Here is an 18,335-nt window from a genome sequence, read left to right as displayed (position 1 = left end):
CAGGCCCCGCCAGACACCGAGCTGCCGTGCGGCATGCTCGGTTCTCGTCTAGGCCACTTCGTTGAGGTGGCGCTGCCAGGAATCCGGAATCCGCTCCAGCCGTGGATAGTTGATGGCATCGAGCTGGTGCGCCTGCAGCAGAAACGGCGTGTGACGCAGGTTTTCCGGCAGATTACGCAGCTCCGGTATCCACAGACTCACGTACTCACCCTGCGGGTCGTACTGGCGCGCCTGCTTGAGGGCATTGAAGGTGCGCTTCAGGCGTGGGTCGCTGCCAACGCCGGCCAAATACGCCCAGTTGCCCCAGTTGCTCGCCGGGTCGTAATCGATCAGGTGTTCCTCGAACCAGGCCGCGCCGTGACGCCAGTCCTGCTGCAGGTCACTGACCAGATAGCTGGCCACCACCTGACGGCCACGGTTGGACATATAACCGGTGGCAGCCAGCTCGCGCATGTTGGCGTCCACCAGCGGCATGCCCGTACGGCCATGGGCCCACTGCTCGAAACGCTCGTCAATCTGTTGCGGTGCTCGCTCGGTGGCCTTCAGGCCGCCCGGCTCGAACAGCGCCTGGCCATAACGCTGCAGGGTGCAGCGGAAGAACTCGCGCCACAGCAATTCTGCCCACAGCCAGTAGGTCGACTCGTTGGCGCCGTATAGCGACTCGTGGCGACGCAGTTCGGCGGCGGTACGGCGTGGCGACAGAGAGCCATTGGCCAGCCAGGGCGAGAACTTGGACGAGTACTCGCTGCCGATCATGCCGTTGCGGGTTTCCTTGTAAGTACGCACGTTCTGGCTGTCCCACAGGTAGTCGCGCAGGCGCGCCAGGGCGGCGGTCTCGCCACCGGAGAACGGGAAGGCGCTGGGCACCAGGCTCAGGGCATCGCCAAGGCCCAGTTGCGATTGAGTGGGCAGGCCGTAGGCGCTGATGTCCAGGCTTTCGGGCAGCGGCGGCAGCTGTTCGGGCGCCGACTGCGGCTGAAACACGTACTGGCGCGCGTCGATCAGGGTGCGGAACTGGCTGTACACCGTTGGCAACTGATCGAGCGGGCAGGGCAGCTCGGCTTCGCTGAACAGCCCATTGTTCTGGGCGGTACGCAGCGGCACCGGCCCAAGGGCTTCGCGTACCCGGGCGAGCACAGCGCGCTCCTGGGGGGCGATCTCGTCGAGGGTGATGACCTGGCGCATATCGAACTGGCCGACCAACTGCGCGATCACCTCTTCCGGTTTGCCGCTGACCACCAGCAGCTTGGAGCCGCGCTGGCGCAGCGCGCTGTCCAGAGCAGTCAGGCTTTCCAGCAGGAAGCGTGCGCGGTGCACACCGATACGTCGGCTGCCGAATTCGTCGAACTGCAGCAGCGCCGGGTCGAGTACGTAGAGCGGCAGCAGGCAGTTGGACGCGAGTGCGGCCTGCAGGGCGGGGTGATCATCGAGGCGAAGATCCTGTTTGAACCAGAGCAGCGCGCGCATGGCATGTTCCCTCATATTCGACTGCATGTTGATCGTGCAGAGGTATGACAAGTTCAGCGCCGTCCGGCGGCGATCAAAGGTCGTGGCCACTGACTTGAAGGCTCTTAGCCACTAAACTGCGCGGCTGTTTTCAAGGAGCCCTTTCAATGGATATCTTCAGCATCGCCGTCTTGCTGTTTCTGGTCACTGACCCGTTCGGCAACATCGCCATCTTTATCGCGGCTTTGAAGAATGTCCGCCCCGAGCGGCGCATGTGGGTAGCTGCGCGCGAACTGCTGTTCGCCCTGGGGTTGTTGCTGCTGTTTCTCACCTTTGGTGACAAAGTGCTCAGCGCATTGGGCCTGTCGCGGGAGGCAACGGCGATTGCCGGCGGTATCATCCTGTTCGTCATCGCCATGCGCTTGATCTTTCCCAGCCCGCAAGGCGTACTGGGCGACGTGCCCGACGGCGAGCCGATGCTTGTGCCGCTGGCCACGCCGGCGGTTGCAGGTCCTTCGGCGCTGGCGGTATTGATGACCTTGCGAAACACCCATGAGGGCGCGCTGTGGGAGCTTTACCTGGCGTTGATCATGGCCTGGGCCGCGACCGCTTTCATCCTGCTGCAGGCGTCTTTCCTGCAGCGATTCCTTGGCCCTCGTGGGCTGACCGCAGTGGAGCGACTGATGGGCATGCTGTTGATCATGCTCAGCGTCGACATGCTGCTGGACAACATTCAGAGCGTATTGCACATCCAGCCATGAAATTTCTCAGTCTTGTCCTGTTCGTCCTCGTACTCGCCGGCTGCAGCAGCGGCCCGCGCATCGACCACAGCTATACCGCCGTCGGCCAGAACAGCCGCGTGCAGTACATCGTGCTGCATTACACCTCGACCGATCTGCCCCACTCGCTGGAGCTGCTGACCAAAGAAGAGGTCAGTGCCCATTACCTGATCAACGCCGTGCCGCCGACCATCTACCAGTTGGTCGACGAGAACCGCCGCGCCTGGCATGCCGGGGTCAGCGAGTGGCGGGGCCGCACCTGGTTAAACGGCACCACCATCGGCATCGAGATGGTCAACCAGGGCTATTTCGACACGCCTAATGGTCGTTACTGGCAGCCTTACGCCCAGCCGCAGATCGATGCGCTGATCGTGCTGCTCAAGGACATCATGCAGCGCCATCACCTGCCGCCGGGCAGCATCATTGGCCACAGCGATATCGCGCCACAGCGCAAGGTCGATCCGGGGCCGATGTTTCCCTGGAAGCAACTGGCCGATGCCGGACTGATGCCCTGGCCGAACGCCGAGGTTGTGGCCCGCCAGCAGGCGGTGTTCAGCACCAGTCTGCCGAGCGTCGCCTGGTTCCAGCAGCAGCTGGCCGAGCAGGGCTACACGGTGCCGAGCACGGGCGTGCTGGATGAGGAAACCCGCAACGTGATTCGCGCCTTCCAGATGAAGTACCGGCAGGCGCTCTACGACGGGCAGCCGGACGCGGAAACTGCAGCCCTGCTGCTGGAGGTCAATCGCCTCGCCAAGGGCTGAGGCGATTAAAGAGGCAGGGCGAGGTGGAAGCGTGCACCTTGCCCTGGCTGGGATTCGGCGCCGATGCGTCCGCCGTGCAGCTGGACGATCTCCTTGCACAGCGCCAGACCAAGGCCGGCGCCACCCTTCTTGTGGCCGATCTGGACGAACGGCTCGAACAGCCTGGCCTGCTGGCCGTAGGCAATCCCTTCGCCTTCATCCTCGACGCTGATCAGCAGGCGCTCTTCCTGGCGCTGGGCGCACAGGCGCAGGGTGCCGCCCTCCGGGCTGTGCCGTAGGGCGTTGTCGATCAGGTGGTCGAGCACGCGCTCGATCTGCGCGCGATCCAGGTGAGTGCGCGGCAGGGCATCGCCCATCTCCAGCTGTATGTCGATCTGTCGGGTCTGGGCTTTGCTCAGGTGGCGCCGTACGGCGTTGTCGAGCAGCTCGGGAATGTCGCAGGGCGCCAACTCGAGCTTCTGCACACCGCTCTGGTAGCGCGAGAAATTCAGCAGGTCCTCGATCAGGTGCACCAGCCGCTCCATCTCCTCGTCGACGATATTCACCAGATCGGCTTCACGGGATTCTGTCGCGAACTTGCTGCGCTCACGCAGCAGGCCGAACGCCATGTGCATGCCGGTCACCGGGGTGCGCAGTTCGTGGGAGGCGCGCAGCACGAATTCGTTGCGCGCGCGCTCGAAGGCGCGCTGCTCGGTCACGTCGTGCAGCACCATCACCGCGCCGAGGATATGCCCCTGGCTGTGGCTGACCGGCGTCAGGCTGTAGTTGAGCAGGCGCGTCTCGCCATTGGCCTCCACCTGCAGGTCGGCCAGGCGCTGCTCCAGGTTGTGGCCTTGCAGCACGTGCTGCAGCTGTTCGTCCAGTTCCGGGCGGCCGAGCGCCTGGCTAGGGCGCTGGCCGAGCGGCTGGTCGTCCCAGCCGAGCTGGCGCTGGGCCACCGGGTTGAAGTGTTCGAGCAGGCCGTCGCGGCCAAAGATCAGCAGGCCGTCGTCGATGCTGTCGAGCACCGCTTGCAGGCGCCGCTGCTCGGACATCAGTGCTTCGACGTTGCTGCTCTTGAGCTGGCGCAAGCTCTCGGCCATCAGGCCGAAGCGGCGACTGAGCGCCGACAGCTCGGCCACCGGGGTGATCGGCAGGGTGACCTGGAAGTCGCCGCGGCCGATCTGGTCGGCCGCGCGGGCGAGAGCATCGATCGGCTGGCCGACGCGGCGGGCGATGGTGTGGGCGGTGATGAAGCCGATCACCAGCACCGCCAGTCCGACCAGGCCCAGCAGCCCGGCGATCAGCCAGGCGCGTTCCTGGGCCTGCACCTCGGCGTCCTTGACGGCGGCTACGTACTGGACCTGCAAGGTGTTGAGGCGGTCGCGAACGGTTTCGATGGTCTTGGCGAAATCGTCGTTGGTCAGCAGCTCATCACGCACCGTCAGGGGGTCTTCGAGCATGGTGCTGAACGTCTGGTAGGCGTCCTGGATCTGCTGGACCGCCTGGCGATCAGCCTCGGTCACGCTGCTTTTCAGACTGTCGTCGAGCCAGCCGCGGATGCGCTGATCGGATTCCTGCAGGCGTTGTACCGTGCTGTCGTCGAAGTCTTCGCCAAGCATCAGGAACAATTGCCGGCCTAGTTCCTGGCGCAGATCCAGGCTGGTGCTGATGATTTCCAGGTTGTGCGCCAGGGAACGACTCTGCGACTGGGTCAACTGCAGGACGCTGAAGATGCCCAGGCTCAACCCCAGCAAGGCTACGGTCAGCAGCGCGCTGGTGCTGAGAAACAGCTTGCTGCGTAGTTTCATAGGCCGAGCTGCTTGCGTTTGCGATACAGGGTCGAGGCGTCGATGCCCAGGGTCTTGGCGGCCTGGTCGAGGGTGTCGCTGTTGGCCAGCACAGCGGCGATGTGGGCCTTTTCCAGCTCCTCGAGGCTCAGGTCGGCGCCGACCCGTGGCGCGCTGTTGGCCGCCGGCGCGCTCATGCCCAGGTGGGCCACGTCCACCCATTCGCCTGGGCAGATGATGCTGGCGCGTTCGATGACGTTGCGCAGTTCACGGATATTACCGGGCCATTGGTAGGCGAGCAGCGCCTTGGTGGCGTCCTCGTTGAAGCCGCGGGCCGGGCGGGCGTAGTCCTTGACGAAGCGGGCCAGGAAGCGATTGGCCAGGGTCAGGATGTCGTCGGCGCGTTCGCGCAGTGGCGGCAGGGTCAGGGTGATGACGTTCAGGCGATACAGCAAGTCTTCTCGGAAGTGACCTTCGCGGACCATCTCGTTGAGGTCGCGGTTGGTGGCGGCGAGGATGCGCACGTCAGCATGGCGGGTGACCGGGTCGCCAACGCGCTCGTATTCCTTGTCCTGGATGAAACGCAGCAGCTTGGGTTGCAGGGTCAGCGGGAAGTCGCCGATTTCGTCGAGGAACAGGGTACCGCCATCCGCCTGGTTGACCCGGCCCAAGGTGCTTTCGCTGGCGCCGGTGAAGGCGCCGCGGCTGTGGCCGAACAGCTCGCTTTCCATCAGCTCCGCGGTCAGCGACGGGCAGTTGATGGTCACGCAGGATTTCTTCGCGCGTCGGCTCCAGCCGTGAATGGCCCGTGCCAACTCGCCCTTGCCGGTACCGGACTCGCCGAGAATCAGAATGTTGGCATCGGTGGTTGCCACCTGCCGGGCGGTTTCCAGAATCGCCATCATCGCCGGGCTGTGCGAGTCGATGCCGTCGCTGGGCTTGCGCACTTCGCCTTCCAGGGCTTCGAGGCGCGCGGACAACTGGCGTACTTCCAGCTGCTTGGCGGCAGCCAGGCGCAGTTGATCGGGGCTGCATGGCTTGACCAGATAATCGGCGGCGCCGGCCTGCATGGCGTCCACGGCGCTGTCGATGGCTGAGTGGGCGGTGACGATCACCACGCGCATCCACGGCGCCTGCACGCGCATCTGGGCGAGCACGTCCAGGCCATTTTCATCTCCCAGGCGCAAATCGAGAAAGCACATGTCGAATACCTGGCGCTGCAGCAGCGATTCGGTTTGCGCGGCGCTGTTGGCGGTCGTGACCTGGTAGCCCTCGTCCTCCAGGCAATAGCGGAAGGTACGCAGGATAGCCGCTTCGTCGTCGACCAATAGGATGCGCCCGCTCTGACCTGTTGCTTCCATTTACGTGCTCCATGGGGGGAATGGCAGAGATTATCTGGAAATCTTCGTGCAAGTTGCACGGCTAGTATGGCGCGATCTTGCATCGTGCAAGCGGCCCATAGCCAGGCATTGGATTTAACCGGCTGATTTTAGTTGGTTTTTATTTTTCAAGCTGCCTGGCATACCGCTTGCGACCCCACCCGGTCCGCTTGCGAGCGGCTTTTTTGGCTAAAAAGGAGGCGTTACATGCTGTTGAGACAATCCACGTTGGCCATGGCTATCGCCGGTCTGATTACTCTGGCTCCGCTCGCGCAGGCGGCCGAAGGCGATCTGGCCCGGCAATTGAGCGATGCCCGCCAGCAGGGAGCCATCGACACCGCATTCGCACTCAATCGTCACCTCGACCCCTTCGATATCGAGGTGAGCGTGGAAGATGGCGTCGTCACGCTCAAGGGCGCGGTGGAGAACTCTGCCGAGCGTGAGCTTGCCAGCGAACTGGCGAGCAGCATCGAAGGTGTTCGTCAGGTGGATAACCAGTTGCAGATCGACGCCGATCTGTCGCCACCGGTGCTCGAAGACCAGGCGCGGATCGTCACCGACAAGACCCTGGCCCAGCGTTTTGATGACGCTACCCTGGCTGCCACAGTCAGGTCCCGCCTGCTATGGAACACCAATACCGAGGGCCTGGACATTCAGGTGCGTGCCGAGAATGGCGTGGTCAGCCTCAGCGGCAATGCCGGTACCCCGGCTGCCAAGGAACTGGCCGGCGAGTTGGTCACCAATACCGAAGACGTGCGCGAAGTGCACAACCACCTGAGCATCAACACCGCCGACAGCACCTCGGCCGAAGCGCAGAACGCCGCCAGCGATGCCGCAGCCTCGATCAGCGATGCGTGGATCACCAACAAGATCAAGGCCAGCTACCTCTATAGCCGCAACCTCGATGCCCTGAACATCAAGGTCGAAACCCGCGAAGGCTTCGTGCGACTCAGCGGCACCGTACTCAGCAACGCCGAAAAACGTCTGGCCGTGGAAACAGCGCGCACCATCCGCGGTGTACGTGGCGTCGATGCCGACGCACTGCGTATCTCCGGCTAATCACCCTCAGGGCGGGCCATTCGGGCCCGCCCACCGTTTCATCCGCTACAGACCCTTCTCAGGAGAGCCACCATGAGCCAGAAGACCGAGCAACTTAACGAGCTGATCGCCATTATTCGCGATGGTCAGCGCTTTTATGAACACGCCCACGACGAGATCGACAATGAACAACTCAAGGCGCTGCTGCGTGAAATGGCCGAGGCCAAGCACCAGATTATCCAAGCGCTGGCGGTCAAGGTCGCTGCCAACCACGAGGCGCCTGCCAGTAGCGGAACCCTGGTAGGCAAGATGCGCCAAGCCTATGCCGATGCCCGCGCTACCTTGTCGAGTGACGAAGAGGCCACCTATGTGGCGCAGCTCGAAGAAGCCGAAGACCGCATTCTCGAAGCCTTCGAGGATGCTTTGGAGAGCGCTCAGCCTGACGTGCAGGCCCTGCTGGCCGTAGAGATGCCCAAGGTACGTGAGTGTCATCAGCGTATGAGCGCACTAAGCAAGAAGATGCAGTGAGGCAGGCGCCTGCGGTGTCGTGCAGAACGCCCGAGCCGCAGGCGGCCATCGTGCAGGATGCCAATGGTGGCATTTTATTTATTGTCTATAAGTATCTGTTTTAAAAGGAATTTATTTTTTTTAAAAGCTGGCACGCAGGCTGCAATTATCCCCTCATGAGAAGAACGCCGAGCCGTTCGACAGCGAATATGAGGAACCACCATGAACCTGCACCGCGCCCATACCGAGATTCTGATTCTTGCCGTCGCCGCCGTAATGGTTCTGCTGGTCAGCATCGCCAAGGCGCCGGAGCAAAAGGTCGCAGCGCCGCAGGTTTCCACCTCTATCAGTACCCCCATCGAACAATCTCCAGCCAAAGCAAGCCCGGCTGCGCTACGGGCCGTACCCGCTTCTTTGCACACTGTCAGCGCCTCGACGGCGCATAGCGAGGACGACTGGGTACGTGCCGACTCCGTTCAGGCCCCGGCCAAGCAGACCCGCTGGGTGTTCTGAGACGACTTAACAAATTCACAAGTGTTGCACCCGTAAGACCTCAAAAATACCAAGGAGAAACGCCATGCTGAGTTGGGCCATTACCTTTCTGATCATCGCCATCGTTGCTGCCGTACTGGGTTTCGGTGGTATCGCAGGCACTGCCACAGGTATCGCGAAAATCCTTTTCGTGGTGTTCCTGGTGATGTTCATCGTTTCGTTCATCATGGGTCGTCGCCCACGGGGCTAGGCGAGGCATGCTGATGAATCGATTCAAGACGCTCGCTGCCGCTCTCTTGCTGGGCGGTAGTGCGGCGGCCTTGGCCGCCAATACCGATGGCGAGTTTCGCCTCAACGAGTTGCTGACCAGCAACACTGAGTATCGTGAAGCCTGGCAGGATCTGATTCGCGATGAGGAGCGTCTGCCCGAATGGGTGATCAACCTCAGTGGCATCGCCAAGCCGATGAAGACCCTGGAGGAAGACGGTGACTCCTATCTGGTCGGGCAATTGTGCGAAACCTCGGACTGTTTCAATCAGCGCCTCTACGTTGCCTTTTCCCAGGACGGGGACGATGCCTACGCCCTGTGGGTGCAGGTACCTGCCGGACTGCCCAAGGACAAGACACCCAGCAAGCACGCTGATCTGCGCTGGCTCGGTGAGCCGGACGACGGCATCAAGCAGCTGCTCCAGGAACAGTTGAAGAAAGACCCCAACTGGTACTGATGCAACCAAACGGCGCCTTCTGGCGCCGTTGCTCTATCCGGGCCGCTACAAATTCCCCTCGCTTGCCACTTTTCATATGCCGGCGCGTATCATCGACCGCTATGTTTGGCGGGGGTGACTTATGCTCAATGGCTTGTGGCTGAGCTTTTTCTTGGTAGCAGCGGTGGCGGGCCTAAGCCGTTGGCTATTGGCCGATGATCCGGCAGTGTTCGCGGCGATGGTCGAGAGCCTGTTCGCCATGGCCAAGCTCTCGGTCGAGGTGATGGTGGTGTTGTTCGGCACCCTGACCCTGTGGCTCGGCCTGCTGCGCATCGCCGAGAAAGCCGGCCTGGTGGATGCCCTGGCCCGAGTGCTTGGCCCACTGTTCGCCCGCTTGATGCCCGAAGTGCCGCGTGGCCATCCCGCCTTGGGGCTGATCACCATGAACTTCGCCGCCAATGGGCTTGGCCTGGACAACGCCGCCACACCCATCGGCCTCAAGGCGATGCGCGCCCTGCAGGACCTCAACCCGAGCAGTACCACGGCGAGCAATGCGCAGATCCTGTTTCTGGTGCTCAACGCTTCATCGTTGACGCTCTTGCCGGTCACCATCTTCATGTACCGCGCCCAGCAGGGCGCGCCGGATCCGACTCTGGTGTTCCTGCCGATCCTGCTGGCGACCAGCGCCTCGACTCTGGTTGGCCTGCTGTCGGTGGCGATTATGCAGCGCCTGCGCCTGTGGGATCCTGTGGTGCTGGCCTATCTGATTCCCGGTGCCTTGCTGCTCGGCAGTTTCATGGCGCTGCTGGCGGGCCTGTCGGCCACGGCCCTGGCGGCGCTGTCTTCGCTGATGGGCAATCTGACGTTGTTCGGGGTGATCATCGCCTTTCTGGTACTTGGCGCGTTGCGCAAGGTGCAGGTGTACGAGCAGTTCATCGAGGGCGCCAAGGAGGGCTTCGACGTGGCCAAGAGCCTGCTGCCGTACCTGGTGGCGATGCTCTGCGCCGTCGGGGTGCTGCGCGCCTCGGGCGCCCTGGAGATGGCCCTGGACGGTATTCGCTGGCTGGTCGCTTGGGGCGGCTGGGACACCCGCTTCGTCGATGCGCTACCCACCGCCATGGTCAAGCCGTTCTCCGGCAGTGCGGCGCGTGCCATGCTGATCGAAACCATGCAGAGTCATGGCGTCGACAGCTTCCCCGCGCTGGTGGCGGCCACCGTTCAGGGCAGTACCGAAACCACCTTTTACGTACTGGCCGTGTACTTCGGTGCGGTCGGCATCCAGCGCGCCCGACATGCCGTGGGCTGCGCCCTGTTGGCCGAACTGGCCGGCGTGATCGCGGCAATCGCCGTGTGCTACTGGTTCTTCGGCTGATCGCCAGAGTCTTCAGCCGGCGCAGCTGAGGGCTGCTCGGCCGGCTCTACTTCGGGTTCGGGGTCGGCGGGCGGCTCGGTCGACTCTAGCGCCGGTTCGGCCGGCGCTTCAGGTTCATCCTTTGGCGCCTCGGCCGGTTGCTCGGGGTTGGCAGCCGGCAGGTCTTTGGTGCTTGGCGAACTCGCCGACGCGCTGCCATCGGCGGTGACCTCGAAGCGCAGCACGCCGATCATCTGCCCGGCATCGGTCAGCACCTGAATCTCCCAGTCGCCTTCCACGTCCTGGGGGAAATTCTTCTTGTGGGTCCAGGCGCGGTAGCCTTTTTCGCGGCCGCCGTGGATATCCAGGGCGATACGCTCCAGCTCCTTACCGTTGTGTTCCCAGACGTGATAGATGCGCTCGTCCAGTCCGCGCGGTGCGTTGATCGCCGTGTAGGCGTACAGGCCGTTGGCGCGCAGCTGGCTGACGGTGAGCTGACCGATGCCTTCGCCGGGGGAGCGGTTCTGGTTGTCGAACTCGGTGGTGATCGCCACTTCGGTCAGCCACAGCGTGGCCGGCGGCACCCAGGTGCGGGTTACCCAGCCGAATGCACCGATGGCCAGGGTCAGGCCGACCAGTAGCAGGCCGCGCCACCATTTGCGCACGGTGATGATGGTGAACAGGCTGGGAAACGACAGCACCACCGCCGCGGCGAGCGAGTACTGATAGCTCTGCGTGGTGTTGAGCTTGAAGATGATCGGCAGCGCCGTGAGCATCACCGCGAACAGCGCCAGGGTGTGATAGGCCAGAAAGATCCAGCGACGCGGCGCCAGCCACTTGTAGTAAAGCGGGTCGGTGATCGACACCAGCGCCGCGGCGGTCAGCAAGCCGCTGAACAGCGCCTGGCTACTGTTCCAGGTGGTGGTGATGAAGAAGAACGGCAAAACGAAGAACAGACTTTCTTGGTGGATCATCTGCGTGGCGTAACGCAGCAACGGCCGCGGCAGCTCGAAACCGAAGCGCGCGGCGATGCGTTCGCGCAGCACGTTTTCGAGAATCAGCCATAGCCAGCTGACCAGCAGCACCAGGGCCAGCACCTTGGCCAACCCGGCCTGACGGTCGACCAGCACGAAGCTGGCGACACCGGAGAAAAAACCGAAAACGGCGATGGCGCCCGGATGCCGCTGCATCAGCGCGATGATCCGGAATATGAAGCTTTTGCTGGAATCGAGTAGAGACAAGGCAGTTCTGGCAGTCATCTAGAACGATGCGCAGGATACTGCATTTGCCCTAATTTGCGGCTTCCGCCGATCAGGCGCAGTTCGTCTGAAGTGCGGCGATGGGATCCCTCTAGGCGAGGTGCTACAGGGCTTGTGGGAGCGCGCCATGCGCGCGAAATCATGAACATAACTCGTCTTATAGATTGCTACGCGGTCCTGCTGCCTGTGAGACCAATCAGCTCATAACCCGATACTGCTGCGCCTTCCCCAACAACCAATCCCGAAACGCCTGCAACGCCGCCGACTCTACCTTGCGCTCCGGCACGGTCAGGTAATAGGCGCGGCCGCCGTCCGGTACCGGCCGATCGAGGGCGACTACCAGGCTGCCGTCGGCCAGCTCGCGCTGGATAAGAAACGGCGGGATCAACGCCACCCCCATCTCATGACAGGCCGCCTGGGCGAGCATCGAGAACAGTTCCAGGCGCGGGCCGGTCATGTCGCGACTGACGTTCAGCCCCTGCGCCGCGAACCACTGGCGCCAGGCGTAGGGGCGGGTGCTCTGCTGCAGCAGCGGCAGCTCGGCGATGCGCTCGACGGTGGCTGGCTGGCCGCCGAGCAGCGTCGGGCTGCACACCGGCGTCAGGTGTTCATGCATCAGAAAATGCGCCTCGGTACCCGACCAGTCGCCATCGCCGAAATAGATCGCCGCATCGAAACCGGTGTCGGCGAACAGGAACGGCCGTGTGCGGTTGGTCAGGTGCACGGTGACCTCCGGGTGCAATCGCTGGAAGTCCTTGAGCCGCGGCAGCAACCATTGCGTCGCGAAGGTCGGCACCACGGCGAGCTCCAGGCTCATGGCGCCCTGGGCACCCATCAGCGCCAGGGTGTCGCGCTCCACGGCATCGAGCTGCGCGGCCACCTTGGCCGCGTAGGCGGTACCCGCCTCGGTCAGCAATACGCCGCGGCGCGAGCGGCGAAACAGCTCAACGCCAAGAAAGGCTTCGAGCCCGGCGATCTGCCGGCAAACCGCGCCCTGGGTCAACGCCAGTTCATCGGCTGCACGGGTGAAGCTCTGGTGGCGGGCGGAGGCCTCGAAGGCGACCAGTGCCGAGGTGCTGGGAATCTTGCGACGCATCTGTGCAAGTACCTCACTGGATAGCGCGTTTTATTGATCCTCAGGCTATCTCGGAGTGAGGTTTTTGCACAGTGGCGTGCAGATTAGTCGTTTGCGGGCAGCCGGCTAGGCTTTTAGTCTCAGCCCACTAAGTGACTGCACGAGGATTTCGCGATGGCCGGCAAGGCAAGCTTCAACTGGATCGACCCGCTGCTGCTCGACCAGCAGCTCACCGAAGAAGAGCGCATGGTGCGTGACAGCGCCGAGCAATTCGCCGCCGACAAGCTGGCGCCGCGGGTGCTCGAGGCCTTCCGCCATGAAAAGACCGACCCGGCGATCTTCCGCGAGATGGGTGAAACCGGCCTGCTTGGCGCGACCATTCCTGAAGCCTACGGCGGCAGCGGCCTCAACTACGTGTGCTACGGGCTGATCGCCCGCGAAGTGGAGCGCATCGACTCCGGCTACCGTTCGATGATGAGCGTGCAGTCGTCGCTGGTGATGGTGCCGATCAATGAATTCGGCAGCGAAGCGACCAAGCAGAAGTACCTGCCCAAGCTGGCCACTGGCGAATACATCGGCTGCTTCGGCCTCACCGAGCCGAATTACGGCTCCGATCCGGGCTCGATGATCACCCGCGCCAAGAAGGTCGACGGCGGTTACCGCCTGACCGGCAATAAGATGTGGATCACCAATAGCCCGATTGCCGATGTCTTCGTGGTCTGGGCCAAGGACGATGCCGGCGAGATTCGCGGTTTCGTGCTGGAAAAGGGCTGGGAAGGCCTGTCGGCGCCGGCCATTCACGGCAAGGTCGGCCTGCGCGCGTCAATTACTGGCGAAATCGTCATGGATAACGTGTTCTGCCCCGAAGAGAACGCCTTTCCCGATGTGCGCGGTCTGCGCGGCCCGTTCACCTGCCTGAACTCGGCTCGCTACGGCATCAGCTGGGGCGCGTTGGGCGCTGCCGAAGCCTGCTGGCACACGGCGCGCCAGTACACTCTGGATCGTCAGCAGTTCGGCCGCCCATTGGCCGCCAACCAGCTGATCCAGAAGAAGCTGGCCGACATGCAGACCGAAATCACCTTGGCCCTACAGGGCTGCCTGCGCCTGGGGCGGATGAAGGACGAAGGCACCGCAGCGGTGGAGATCACCTCGATCATGAAGCGCAACAGCTGCGGCAAGGCCCTGGATATCGCCCGGATGGCCCGTGACATGCTGGGCGGCAACGGCATCAGCGACGAATTCGGCGTGGCCCGTCACCTGGTCAACCTCGAGGTGGTAAATACCTACGAAGGCACCCACGATGTGCACGCGCTGATTCTGGGGCGGGCGCAGACGGGCATCCAGGCCTTCTTCTAAGCCGCTTCAGGTTGTTGATCGTTCCCGCGCCTGGCGTGGGAACGCCTGCGTCATCTCCGTACGAGGCCTCTGCGATGTCCGGTGCTCTGTCTCATCTGCGTGTGCTCGATTTGTCCCGCGTGCTCGCCGGCCCCTGGTGTGGGCAGAACCTGGCCGACCTCGGCGCCGAGGTCATCAAGGTCGAACGGCCCAAGGTCGGCGATGACACCCGCCATTGGGGGCCGCCCTACCTGCGTGATGGCGAGGGGCGCGATACCAGCGAGGCGGCCTATTTCCTCGCCGCTAACCGCAACAAGCAGTCGCTGACCCTGGACTTCACCCAGGCCGAAGGTCAGCGCTTGGTGCGCGAGCTGGTAGTCAAATCGGACATTCTGATCGAGAACTTCAAGGTTGGCGGCCTGGCAGCCTACGGGCTGGATTACGCCAGTCTCAAGGCGATCAACCCGCGGCTGATCTATTGCTCGATCACCGGTTTCGGCCAGAGCGGCCCATACGCCAAACGTGCCGGCTACGATTTCATGATCCAGGGCCTGGGCGGTCTGATGAGCCTTACTGGCCAGCCCGATGGCGGCGAGGGCGGCGGCCCGGTCAAGGTCGGCGTCGCGCTGACCGACATCCTCACTGGGCTGTACGCTACGGTCGCCGTGCTGGCGGCGCTGGCGCACCGCGACAAGACTGGCGAAGGCCAGCACATCGACATGGCCCTGCTCGACGTGCAGGTGGCGTGCCTGGCCAACCAGGCGATGAACTACCTAACCACCGGTGTTTCGCCGAAGCGCCTGGGCAATGCCCATCCCAACATCGTGCCATACCAGGCCTTCCCGACCGCCGATGGCGACCTGATTCTCACCGTGGGTAACGACAGCCAGTTCCGCAAGTTCTGCGAAGTGGCCGGCCATCCCGAATGGGGCCTGGACCCGCGCTTTGCCAGCAACGGCCAGCGTGTCGCCCACCGGGCCGAGCTGATCCCGCTGATCCGCCAGGCCACGGTGTTCCGTACCACCGCGCAATGGGTCAGCCTGCTCGAAGCTGCGGGCGTACCATGCGGGCCGGTCAACGATCTGCAGCAGGTGTTCGCCGATCCGCAGGTGATCGCCCGGGGGCTGCGTCTTGACCTGCCCCATCCATTGGCGGGCAACACGCCCCAGGTGGCCAGCCCGCTGCGGCTGTCGGCCAGCCCCGTCGAATACCGCCAGGCGCCGCCACTGCTGGGTGAGCATACCGAGCGGGTGCTGGGCGATGTGCTGGGGCTGGATGCTTCGCAGATCAAGGCACTGCGTACACAAGGTGTGATCTGACCCGGCGGTGATCGCCACCGGGTCAGGAGCGGTACTTGGATTAGGCGTCCAGCTGGGAAGCCGGGCCGAAGAACTCGTAGTGGCACTGTTCGCCGGGAACCCCAAGGTCGTTCAGGTGCCGCTTTACCTGCGCCATGAAGGGCTTCGGCCCAAGGAAGTAAGCGTCCAGGTCGCGGTCTTCCGGCAGCCAGTCGGCCAGTTGTTCGCGGCTGACCACGCCCTGGGCATGGGGCTGGTCGCCGTCACGCGGGGCGCTGTAGCAGAAGCGGTAACTGATCTGTGGGTAAGCGCGGCTCTGTTCTTCGATCCACTGCTTGAAGGCATGCACGCCGCCGTGGCGCGCATAGTGGATGAAATGAATCGGTCGGCCGCTCTCGCGGGCTGCTTCCAGCATGGTCAACGCCGGGGTGATGCCCACGCCCGCAGTGATCAACGCCAGGGGCTTGCTCGAGGGGCGCAGCACGAAGTCACCTGCCGGTGGGAACAGTTCCAGGGTGTCGCCTTCCTGGATATGGTCATGCAGGTAATTGGACACCTTGCCCTTAGCTTCGCGCTTGACGCTGATACGGTACTCACGGCCGTTGCCCTGGGCGGAAAGCGAGTAGTTGCGGCGTTGCTCCTGACCGTCGATGACCATGCGCAGGCCGATGTATTGGCCCGGCTGTTGGCGTAGCACGGCGCCGCCGTCCACCGGTGCCAGAAGGAATGACGTGATTTCCTCGCTCTCCGGCGTCTTGCTGACCACCTTGAAGTCGCGCGAGCCGCGCCATCCGCCCGGCGCCTGTTCGTGTTCCTTGTACGCCTGTTCTTCAGCGCCGATCAGGATGTCCGCCAGTTGCCCGTAGGCCACGCCCCAAGCCTGGATCACTTCGTCCGTAGCGATTTCCTCTCCCAGCACTTCGCGAATGGCCCGCAGCAGGCAGCTGCCCACGATCGGGTAGTGCTCCGGCAGGATCTGCAGCGCCACATGCTTGTTGACGATCTGGCCTACCAGCGGGCCGAGCGCCTCCAGGCGGTCGATATGCCGGGCATACATCAGCACCGCATTGGCCAGGGCGCGTTGCTGGGCGCCGCTGGCCTGGTGGGCCTGGTTGAACAGTGGGCGTACCTCGGGGTACTCCTTCAGCATCATTGCGTAGAAGTGTCGGGTCAGGGCTTCGCCGCCGGTTTCCAGCAGCGGGACGGTGGCTTTGATGATGGCGCGTTGTTGGTTGCTCAGCATGGTGATCGTTCCTGTCGCAAGGCATGGATGTTTTCTCTACCTGGCTCATTACAGATCCCGTGCCAACTCGGGAGGCCGCTGGATTAGTGGGGTTGGGCATGCTATGAGTCTTTTTGACCTTTTCGTTTTGGTGTCTTTATGACTCTCTTAGTGTCTTTATGACCTCGAATCCTTTGCTGGTCGCCCTGCTTCCGCTGGTGGATGACCTGTCCCGTGAACTTCCCGAGCGTGAGCGCTATCGGCGTTTGCTCGCTGCATTGCGGCAGCTGTTTCCCTGTGACGCCGTGGCGCTGCTCAGGCTCGATGGCGACGTGTTGGTGCCGCTGTCCGTGGAGGGGCTGAGTGCCGACACCATGGGCCGGCGCTTCAAGGTGAGCGAGCATCCGCGCTTGCATGAGTTGCTGCAGCACCGTGGGCCTACCCGATTCGCTGCCGACTGCGAGTTGCCCGATCCCTACGATGGCTTGCTGGAAGGGCAGCATGGGCACCTGGAAGTGCATGACTGTCTGGGCTGCCCGCTTTATGTGAAGGAGCAGCTCTGGGGGCTGCTGACCCTGGACTCGCTGCAGTCGAGCAGCTTCGGTCGTGTCGACCTGGGCATGCTGGAAGCTTTCGCCAGTCTCGCGGCGGCAACTGTGGCGGCCAGCGAGCGCATTTCCCTGCTCATGGGGCGCGTGGAAGATGAGCAGCGCCGCGCCGACCTTTATAAGCAAGCAGCTGCTGCCGTGCGGCCTAGGGAGATGATCGGCCAGAGCCCCAGACACAAGGCGCTGCTGCAGGAAATAGAGCTGGTCGGCAGCAGTGACCTGACGGTGCTGATCAGCGGCGAGACAGGAGTGGGCAAGGAACTGGTGGCCGAGGCGCTGCATGGAGCTTCGGCCCGGGCCTCACGGCCCATGGTCAGTATCAACTGCGCGGCGTTGCCGGATACCCTGGTGGAGAGCGAGTTGTTCGGTCACGTCCGGGGCGCATTTTCGGGGGCGGTCAGCGAGCGGCGCGGCAAGTTCGAACTGGCTGACGGCGCAACCCTGTTTCTCGATGAGGTAGGCGAGCTGCCCTTGGCAGTGCAGTCCAAGCTGCTGCGTGTATTGCAGAGCGGGCAACTGCAGCGTGTGGGGTCGGATCGCGAGCACCGGGTCGATGTGCGGGTGCTGGCGGCTACCAACCGCGACCTGGCCGAAGAAGTGCGGGCCAGGCGCTTTCGTGCCGACCTCTATCATCGCCTGAGCGTCTACCCGCTAAAGGTGCCGGCCCTGCGTGAGCGGGGGCGCGATGTGTTGCTGCTGGCGGGGTACTTTCTCGAGACAACCGTGCGCGCCTGGGGCTGCGCAGCCTGCGCCTTGCATCGGATGTGCAGAAGACGCTGCTACAACATGACTGGCCCGGCAATGTACGAGAGTTGGAGCACCTGATCGGCCGCGCAGCGATCAAGGCGCTGTCGGCCTGTGCCGAGCGTCCGCAGATACTGACCATCGACAGCCGTGCGCTGGATCTGCATCCCGCGCATCGTAGCTATATAGAAGAGGAGGTAAGCGGGGCTGGCGAGTCAGAGGTACCGCCGGGGGGGCAGTCGCTTCGCGACGCGGTGGATGACTACCAGCGGCGTCTTATAGAAGCAGCCCTCGATCGTCATGCCGGGCGCTGGGTGGACGTGGCGCGTGAGCTGGCAGTGGATCGGGCCAACCTGCAGCGGTTGGCCCGGCGGCTGGGCCTGAAATAGACCTGTTCGGGTTGCTGCTTATATAGAAGGAGCCCGTCTGGCAGCTTTATTTCAATTAGATGAAATAACCCCTTGACCTCAGTTTCGAGGGGCCTATAATGCGCACCACTTCCGGCGCAGTCTGATCTGAAAACTCCTTGTAGATCAACGAGTTAGACGAAAATAAAGGTTGCACGGAC

16 protein-coding genes and 1 pseudogene are annotated in these 18,335 nt (G+C 63.2%); 11 read left to right on the top strand and 6 right to left on the bottom strand.

Going from position 1 to position 18,335, the window contains the following annotated elements; all coding sequences use genetic code 11:
* Positions 1-48: 48 nt before the first annotated feature.
* On the bottom strand, positions 49-1,467 hold the full coding sequence (locus PVA39_RS21800) for a DASH family cryptochrome (protein ID WP_274125829.1): 1,419 nt from the start codon (positions 1,465-1,467) through the stop codon (positions 49-51).
* A gap of 146 nt (positions 1,468-1,613) precedes the next feature.
* On the opposite strand from PVA39_RS21800, the gene PVA39_RS21795 reads away from it, so the two are divergent.
* On the top strand, positions 1,614-2,207 hold the full coding sequence (locus tag PVA39_RS21795; RefSeq protein ID WP_093506748.1) for a MarC family protein: 594 nt from the start codon (positions 1,614-1,616) through the stop codon (positions 2,205-2,207).
* A complete protein-coding gene (locus PVA39_RS21790; RefSeq protein WP_274125828.1) occupies positions 2,204-2,986 on the top strand; it encodes an N-acetylmuramoyl-L-alanine amidase in 783 nt (260 codons plus the stop codon). Before PVA39_RS21795 ends, PVA39_RS21790 begins: the two co-directional genes overlap by 4 nt.
* 5 nt (positions 2,987-2,991) lie before the next feature.
* Here the strand turns inward: PVA39_RS21790 and PVA39_RS21785 are convergent, their stop codons facing one another.
* Together PVA39_RS21785 and algB are read right to left on the bottom strand one after the other, a co-directional pair.
* Positions 2,992-4,776, bottom strand: coding sequence for a KinB sensor domain-containing domain (locus PVA39_RS21785; RefSeq protein WP_274125827.1), 1,785 nt, complete (start codon positions 4,774-4,776; stop codon positions 2,992-2,994).
* Positions 4,773-6,116 carry a sigma-54-dependent response regulator transcription factor AlgB gene (gene algB / locus PVA39_RS21780; protein ID WP_274125826.1) on the bottom strand — a complete coding sequence of 448 codons (1,344 nt, stop codon included), beginning with the start codon at positions 6,114-6,116 and terminating at the stop codon, positions 4,773-4,775. Before algB ends, PVA39_RS21785 begins: the two co-directional genes overlap by 4 nt.
* A 225-nt stretch (positions 6,117-6,341) precedes the next feature.
* Here algB and PVA39_RS21775 point away from each other — a divergent pair, with 225 nt between their 5' ends.
* From PVA39_RS21775 to PVA39_RS21750, 6 genes are all read left to right on the top strand, one after another.
* A complete protein-coding gene (locus tag PVA39_RS21775) occupies positions 6,342-7,193 on the top strand; it encodes a BON domain-containing protein (RefSeq protein ID WP_274125825.1) in 852 nt (283 codons plus the stop codon).
* Positions 7,194-7,265: 72 nt separating this feature from the next.
* A complete protein-coding gene (locus tag PVA39_RS21770; RefSeq protein ID WP_093506758.1) occupies positions 7,266-7,700 on the top strand; it encodes a ferritin-like domain-containing protein in 435 nt (144 codons plus the stop codon).
* Between the two features lie 201 nt (positions 7,701-7,901).
* Positions 7,902-8,192, top strand: a complete 291-nt coding sequence (locus PVA39_RS21765) for a hypothetical protein (RefSeq protein ID WP_274125824.1) — start codon at positions 7,902-7,904, stop codon at positions 8,190-8,192.
* A 64-nt stretch (positions 8,193-8,256) separates the two neighbouring features.
* The gene (locus PVA39_RS21760; RefSeq protein ID WP_013789335.1) at positions 8,257-8,421 is read left to right on the top strand and encodes a DUF1328 domain-containing protein; all 165 of its coding nucleotides are present in this window, start codon (positions 8,257-8,259) and stop codon (positions 8,419-8,421) included.
* Positions 8,422-8,434: 13 nt separating this feature from the next.
* Positions 8,435-8,896, top strand: coding sequence for an inhibitor of vertebrate lysozyme family protein (locus tag PVA39_RS21755; protein WP_274125823.1), 462 nt, complete (start codon positions 8,435-8,437; stop codon positions 8,894-8,896).
* 121 nt (positions 8,897-9,017) lie between these two features.
* Positions 9,018-10,247: a nucleoside recognition domain-containing protein gene (locus PVA39_RS21750; protein ID WP_274125822.1), complete on the top strand. Its 1,230-nt coding sequence runs from the start codon at positions 9,018-9,020 to the stop codon at positions 10,245-10,247.
* Here the strand turns inward: PVA39_RS21750 and PVA39_RS21745 are convergent.
* Both PVA39_RS21745 and PVA39_RS21740 read right to left on the bottom strand, forming a co-directional pair.
* Positions 10,229-11,485 (bottom strand): DUF5924 family protein, encoded by a 1,257-nt coding sequence (locus PVA39_RS21745; protein WP_274125821.1) that lies wholly within the window; start codon positions 11,483-11,485, stop codon positions 10,229-10,231. The two genes, PVA39_RS21750 and PVA39_RS21745, sit on opposite strands and share 19 nt — an antisense overlap.
* Positions 11,486-11,681: 196 nt before the next feature.
* Positions 11,682-12,581 carry a LysR family transcriptional regulator gene (locus PVA39_RS21740; RefSeq protein WP_274125820.1) on the bottom strand — a complete coding sequence of 300 codons (900 nt, stop codon included), beginning with the start codon at positions 12,579-12,581 and terminating at the stop codon, positions 11,682-11,684.
* A gap of 153 nt (positions 12,582-12,734) precedes the next feature.
* Between PVA39_RS21740 and PVA39_RS21735 the strand changes: the two genes are divergently transcribed.
* A complete protein-coding gene (locus PVA39_RS21735; protein ID WP_147177895.1) occupies positions 12,735-13,916 on the top strand; it encodes an acyl-CoA dehydrogenase in 1,182 nt (393 codons plus the stop codon).
* Positions 13,917-13,990: 74 nt separating this feature from the next.
* Entirely contained in the window at positions 13,991-15,214 is a 1,224-nt protein-coding gene (locus PVA39_RS21730) for a CaiB/BaiF CoA transferase family protein (protein WP_274125819.1), read from the top strand.
* Positions 15,215-15,254: 40 nt separating this feature from the next.
* Here PVA39_RS21730 and hmpA read toward each other — a convergent pair whose 3' ends face one another.
* The gene (hmpA, locus tag PVA39_RS21725; protein WP_274125818.1) at positions 15,255-16,436 is read right to left on the bottom strand and encodes an NO-inducible flavohemoprotein; all 1,182 of its coding nucleotides are present in this window, start codon (positions 16,434-16,436) and stop codon (positions 15,255-15,257) included.
* A 158-nt stretch (positions 16,437-16,594) separates the two neighbouring features.
* Between hmpA and norR the strand changes: the two are divergent.
* Positions 16,595-18,156: pseudogene (gene norR, locus PVA39_RS21720) on the top strand (nitric oxide reductase transcriptional regulator NorR).
* Positions 18,157-18,335: the final 179 nt, after the last annotated feature.

Source organism: Pseudomonas sp. CNPSo 3701, assembly GCF_028674975.1.
Classification (GTDB): Bacteria; Pseudomonadota; Gammaproteobacteria; order Pseudomonadales; family Pseudomonadaceae; genus Aquipseudomonas; species Aquipseudomonas straminea.
The sequence above is the reverse complement of the archived record's forward strand: the minus strand, read 5'-3'. Positions and strand labels throughout refer to the sequence as shown.

What these genes read in the sequence shown, in the direction of transcription:
- PVA39_RS21755 (WP_274125823.1), top strand. Translation starts at nt 8,435, where the DNA reads ATGAATCGATTCAAGACGCTCGCTGCCGCTCTCTTGCTGGGCGGTAGT.
- PVA39_RS21735 (WP_147177895.1), top strand. Translation starts at nt 12,735, where the DNA reads ATGGCCGGCAAGGCAAGCTTCAACTGGATCGACCCGCTGCTGCTCGAC.
- PVA39_RS21790 (WP_274125828.1), top strand. Translation starts at nt 2,204, where the DNA reads ATGAAATTTCTCAGTCTTGTCCTGTTCGTCCTCGTACTCGCCGGCTGC.
- PVA39_RS21800 (WP_274125829.1), bottom strand. Translation starts at nt 1,467, where the DNA reads ATGCGCGCGCTGCTCTGGTTCAAACAGGATCTTCGCCTCGATGATCAC.
- PVA39_RS21740 (WP_274125820.1), bottom strand. Translation starts at nt 12,581, where the DNA reads ATGCGTCGCAAGATTCCCAGCACCTCGGCACTGGTCGCCTTCGAGGCC.
- PVA39_RS21760 (WP_013789335.1), top strand. Translation starts at nt 8,257, where the DNA reads ATGCTGAGTTGGGCCATTACCTTTCTGATCATCGCCATCGTTGCTGCC.
- hmpA (WP_274125818.1), bottom strand. Translation starts at nt 16,436, where the DNA reads ATGCTGAGCAACCAACAACGCGCCATCATCAAAGCCACCGTCCCGCTG.
- PVA39_RS21765 (WP_274125824.1), top strand. Translation starts at nt 7,902, where the DNA reads ATGAACCTGCACCGCGCCCATACCGAGATTCTGATTCTTGCCGTCGCC.
- PVA39_RS21775 (WP_274125825.1), top strand. Translation starts at nt 6,342, where the DNA reads ATGCTGTTGAGACAATCCACGTTGGCCATGGCTATCGCCGGTCTGATT.
- PVA39_RS21745 (WP_274125821.1), bottom strand. Translation starts at nt 11,485, where the DNA reads ATGACTGCCAGAACTGCCTTGTCTCTACTCGATTCCAGCAAAAGCTTC.
- PVA39_RS21785 (WP_274125827.1), bottom strand. Translation starts at nt 4,776, where the DNA reads ATGAAACTACGCAGCAAGCTGTTTCTCAGCACCAGCGCGCTGCTGACC.
- PVA39_RS21730 (WP_274125819.1), top strand. Translation starts at nt 13,991, where the DNA reads ATGTCCGGTGCTCTGTCTCATCTGCGTGTGCTCGATTTGTCCCGCGTG.
- PVA39_RS21750 (WP_274125822.1), top strand. Translation starts at nt 9,018, where the DNA reads ATGCTCAATGGCTTGTGGCTGAGCTTTTTCTTGGTAGCAGCGGTGGCG.
- algB (WP_274125826.1), bottom strand. Translation starts at nt 6,116, where the DNA reads ATGGAAGCAACAGGTCAGAGCGGGCGCATCCTATTGGTCGACGACGAA.
- PVA39_RS21770 (WP_093506758.1), top strand. Translation starts at nt 7,266, where the DNA reads ATGAGCCAGAAGACCGAGCAACTTAACGAGCTGATCGCCATTATTCGC.
- PVA39_RS21795 (WP_093506748.1), top strand. Translation starts at nt 1,614, where the DNA reads ATGGATATCTTCAGCATCGCCGTCTTGCTGTTTCTGGTCACTGACCCG.